The following is a 4,766-nucleotide window of genomic DNA, read 5'->3' as shown; positions in this document are numbered from 1 at the left end:
CACTACTACGGAACGATCCGCCATCTCTCAACCCTTCGGCTTGGTTTTCCCTTTCGGTTATACCGCCCCTACCTTGTTCGCGTTTGCGTCAAGGAGACTATGAGACTTCCCTCAGTTATCTGCACCTTCTGTTCCATCCATCCTGACCCTAATCACGTCGATGAGTCTTGCAGGTCATTTCCCTTTGTGTGTTTTCCTGTAAGATATACGATTTCGTATAGGTTTCCCCGTTTTTACGGCGGGTCACCCAGCATCGCCGCCACCTCTGGTTCACTGCATTCCGGGCTGGACTTTGCCTGTAGGCCCTTCGGATTCTTCCTTACGGAAGACACCCTGCCCTTCCGGCAACCTCCGGTTGCCGGAAGTCTGCTTCGGCTACGGCACTTTAAAGGGTAAAGTCACCGGGTGGATTTGAACCACCTAGATGGTGCGACTGTGAGGCGCACGCAAAAACCCGCTCCGGTCAGACCGGAAGCGGGTTGAATTTTATATGGCAGGGCGGAGCCGCTGCAGATTATACCATGATTTTGCAAATATCGTTGGTGAACTGTACAGGATCGTTCACTTGGAGGCCTTCGATCAGCAGCGCCTGGTTGTATAGCAGATTCGTGTACAGGCCCAGCTTCTCCTTGTCTCCTTCTGCAGCAGCTTTCAGGGATTTGAAGACATCATGATGAATATTGATCTCCAGCACCTTATCCGCCTGTACTTCCTGGCCGTTCGGCATGGCTTTGAGGATTTTCTCCATCTCAATCGTGAGCTCGCCCTCTGTGGACAGGCAGACCGGATGGGACTTCAGCCGCTTGGACGCTTTAACTGCCTTCACTTTGCCGGACAGAATGCCCTGCATTGCTTCGAACAGTTCCTTGTTCTCATTCTCTTCTGCTTCGGATGGCTTGTCCTCTGCATTCTCTTCGATACCCAAGTCGCCGCTGGATACGTTTTTGAATTCCTTTTCCTTATAGGACATGATCATCTTGATCGCGAATTCATCGATATCGTCAGTGAAGTAGAGGATTTCGTAACCCTTGTCCGATACCATTTCAGTCTGCGGCAGCTTCTCGATCCGTTCCACCGATTCCCCGGAAGCATAGTAGATATACTTCTGGTCTTCAGGCATTCTTTCCACATATTCGGCCAGTGTAACCTGTTTCTTCTCTTTGGAAGAGTAGAACATCAGCAGATCCTGTAGGGTTTCTTTTTCCATACCATAGTCATTGTAGACCCCGAACTTCAGCTGTCTGCCAAACGAAGTGTAGAACTTCTCATATTGCTCTCTCTCATCCTTCAGCAGGCTCAGAAGCTGGCTCTTGATCTTGCTCTTAATGTTCTTGGCAATCAGCGTCAGCTGACGGTCATGCTGCAGCATCTCGCGGGAGATGTTCAGTGACAGATCCTCGGAATCTACCATCCCTTTGACGAAGCTGAAATAATCCGGCAGCAAATCTGCACATTTGTTCATGATCAGCACGCCGTTGGAATAGAGCTCCAGGCCTTTTTCATATTCCTTGGTGTAATAGTCGAACGGTGTGTTCTCCGGAATGAACAGGATAGCATTATAGACCACCGCGCCGTCGGCACTGATGTGGATATGCTTGAGCGGCTTGTCGAAGCCGTAGCGTTTCTCTGTGTAAAAGTTATTGTAATCCTCGTCAGTCAGCTCATTTTTGTTCTTGCGCCAGATCGGCACCATGCTGTTGACGGTTTGCTCTTCCTTCGTTTCCTCGAACTCCCCTTCGCTGCCTTCCTTCGGCTTGCTGCCGGTGATGTCCATCTTAATCGGGAAACGGATGAAGTCAGAATATTTCTTGATGATCGATTTCAGACGGTATTCTTCCAGGAACTCGTCGTAATTGTCTTCCTCTGTATTCGCTTTGATCTTGAGTGTAATTTCGGTTCCTACCGAGTCCTTCTCCGCAGGCTCAATGGTATAACCGTCAGCTCCCTGGGACTCCCACTTGAAGGCCTGCTCGCTGCCCAGCGCCTTACTGATTACAGTCACATCGTCTGCCACCATAAAAGCGGAATAGAAGCCAACCCCGAACTGTCCGATGATGTTGTGGCCGTCCTTTGCTTCATTATCCTTCTTAAAAGCAAACGACCCGCTATTCGCGATAATCCCCAGGTTGTTCTCCAGCTCTTCCTGGGTCATCCCGATGCCTGTATCGGAGATCGTTAGTGTACGGCTCTCCTTGTCCGCAGTCACTTTAATGTAATAATCCTCTTTATTGAACACCAGACCTTCGTCGGCCAATGCTTTGTAATAGATTTTGTCAATGGCATCGCTTGCATTCGAAATCAGTTCCCGCAGAAAAATCTCACGCTGCGTATAGATGGAGTTAATCATCATTTCCAGCAATCTTTTGGATTCAGCTTTAAACTCTTTTTTAGCCATGAATAAGTAAATCTCCTTTCAAAAATAACCTCATATAGTGTCCGGATGATTAGCACTCCATTGCGAGGAGTGCTAACACTTCCTTTTATATACCATATTCCCGTTTTTGATGTCAATATATTGCTGTAAATACTTAGCTAGCGGACCGAGAATCCGTCCAATATATGTTTCCAGAGTTCATCATTATCGTGAAACTCATCTGGCACTTTCGGGATTTGCAAGGCGCACACATTCTGAAAAGGCCATGGAGTTTCAACCATACGGCCTACCGGAGCATGATTAATCACTAGCAAGTTGAATTCACCGGGGACCAACTGTTGTAGAACATCCAGCAGTTCCGCCGTTTCATGTATAGTTCCTTCAGTACGGATAAATAAAATTCGGTTAGCATTCTTAAGGGTATCCAGAAACCGTGGCACACGCCGGCTAACTTTCTCTCTAAGCTCCGGGTAGGTCACAAGTTGAACGGGTGTATTCTGATTCAGCGGAAAGTCATGGTGAGAGAAGATATAGTATGCAGCATCCCGCACAATATAACACCCAGCCTTGTCATTGATACCCGTAATCGCCAGATTTGGGAACTCCATATAATTCATAAACCGGTTCCTTAAAAGATGGCTTACCCCTGACAATGCAGGTGACTCCACCCAGTCCAGAACGCCTCCGATCTTCCTGAGCATATGACGTGATAATTGATCCGCAGGTAAGCAATTCGCCCCTAAACTAAAGATGACATCGTAAGAACCTTTGATCTGATATAAGTTCATATCCAATCCCCTCCTGCATCATTTACTATATTTAATTACTCACAGAGAAAAGGGTTTGGACTGTCCGGCCTATATTCAGGCGAATTAGTCAGATATGCAGGTCATGCACCCCAAATCTCACATACAATAATTTTAGAAAAGAAGATGGGCGGTGTAGATAGTGACCAAAATATCCGTTCTTATGCCAGTTTTTAATATGGCCCCCTATATTGAAGAATCTATTTGCAGTATTTTAACTCAAACGTATACTGATTTCGAATTACTAATTATGGATGACGGATCTACGGATGGGACCTTAGATATTATTAGAAAATTTGATGACCGTAGAATTAAATTGATTACACATTCAAGCAATATTGGATTAATCGAGACGTTAAATCAAGGCATCGATTTATGTACAGGGGAGTATATTGCCCGTATGGATGGAGATGATATCGCTTTGCCTCACCGCTTTGAACGCCAAGTGAATTACATGGACATCCATCAGGACTGCGGCGTTTGCGGCTCTCAGGTTTATTTGTTAGGTTTAGATGCTATTACCACGAAACCGTTACATCATGAGGAGATCAGATGCTGGCAGTTATTCCAATGTACGATTGTGCATCCAACGGTGATGATCCGCAAATCCGTACTAGAGGACCATGGGATCAAGTATTTGAACTATGTTCATGCTGAAGATTACGAAATATGGAACCGATTATCGGCAGTTACACAGGTGGTTAATCTCCCTGAAGTGTTGCTTATGTACAGACAACATTCCAATCAAATTTCCAATAATTTCCAACAAGCGCAAGTCATACAATCAGAACGCATCCGCAGAGATCAATTACGTCTGCTCGACATTGAACCTACCGCTGAGGAGTACCAGACTCACTTGGATTTTTGCAATTTTAGAATACGGGTGCATGAACCTGCTCATTACTATACATGCTTGGCATGGGCTCACAAGATTTTGGAAGGCAATTTACGCAGGCAAAAATATGATCACGAAACCCTAAATTCAGTATTATCGCAGTGTTTCAGTCTATCCAGATATTAAGCCAGAGAAGACAAAAAGGGGCTGTCCCAAAAGTAGTTTTCTACGAGTAGAGACAAACCCTTCTCATTTTCAAAACCGTAAAAAGGTCAAAAGAGCAACGATTCTCCCGTCACTGGAGAAATGTTGCTCTTTGTTTTTGGTCATTTGCAGCTTGCTTCAAGAGATTGTGGGCAAGGCAAAGCCAACCGACCTCAAGCGTCACTTTTTCCATGCCGCGAAGCAGAAAGCGCCGGAAGCCCCGGTTATTTTTCAGTTGTCCAAATACACTTTCCGGTTCCGTCATTCGGCGTACGGCCAGTCCGTAACCTTCCTCACTTCGCAAGATCTCCCGAGCCTGCTTTTGGTAACGCAGTCGTTCCAAACTAACAACCACTTCCCGATCTCCGGCTGCCTTCGTGCAGCGTTCCTTCAGCGGACAGCCCTCGCAGCTCTGACTTCGGTAATGACGTTTGTAAATTTCATATCCACTCTGTGAGACTTCCTTGCTTTCTCTGCGGAAATGCAGCATTTTCCCGGCGAGGCACGTCCAGTTATCCTCAGCTGCATTGTATGTCCAGTTCTCGAT

At 46.2% G+C, this 4,766-nt stretch carries 4 protein-coding genes; 1 reads left to right on the top strand and 3 read right to left on the bottom strand.

All coding sequences use genetic code 11. From position 1 onward, the window contains the following. Positions 1-514 precede the first annotated feature (514 nt). Positions 515-2,395, bottom strand: coding sequence for a molecular chaperone HtpG (htpG, locus tag A3849_RS30895; protein ID WP_074114891.1), 1,881 nt, complete (start codon positions 2,393-2,395; stop codon positions 515-517). A gap of 137 nt (positions 2,396-2,532) precedes the next feature. Next, entirely contained in the window at positions 2,533-3,162 is a 630-nt protein-coding gene (locus A3849_RS30890) for a DUF1796 family putative cysteine peptidase (protein WP_074114890.1), read from the bottom strand. A gap of 160 nt (positions 3,163-3,322) precedes the next feature. Here A3849_RS30890 and A3849_RS30885 point away from each other — a divergent pair, with 160 nt between their 5' ends. Further along, positions 3,323-4,201 carry a glycosyltransferase family 2 protein gene (locus tag A3849_RS30885; RefSeq protein WP_074114889.1) on the top strand — a complete coding sequence of 293 codons (879 nt, stop codon included), beginning with the start codon at positions 3,323-3,325 and terminating at the stop codon, positions 4,199-4,201. A gap of 109 nt (positions 4,202-4,310) precedes the next feature. Here the strand turns inward: A3849_RS30885 and A3849_RS30880 are convergent. Beyond that, a partial coding sequence (locus tag A3849_RS30880) for a transposase (RefSeq protein ID WP_178382861.1) occupies positions 4,311-4,766 on the bottom strand: 456 nt, incomplete at its 5' end.

The organism is Paenibacillus sp. P46E, from assembly GCF_001909095.1.
Classification (GTDB): Bacteria; Bacillota; Bacilli; order Paenibacillales; family Paenibacillaceae; genus Paenibacillus_AQ; species Paenibacillus_AQ helianthi.
This window is presented reverse-complemented; position numbering and strand designations above follow the sequence as displayed.

Coding starts and splice junctions, on each gene's coding strand:
- htpG (WP_074114891.1), bottom strand. CDS start 2,395: ATGGCTAAAAAAGAGTTTAAAGCTGAATCCAAAAGATTGCTGGAAATG.
- A3849_RS30890 (WP_074114890.1), bottom strand. CDS start 3,162: ATGAACTTATATCAGATCAAAGGTTCTTACGATGTCATCTTTAGTTTA.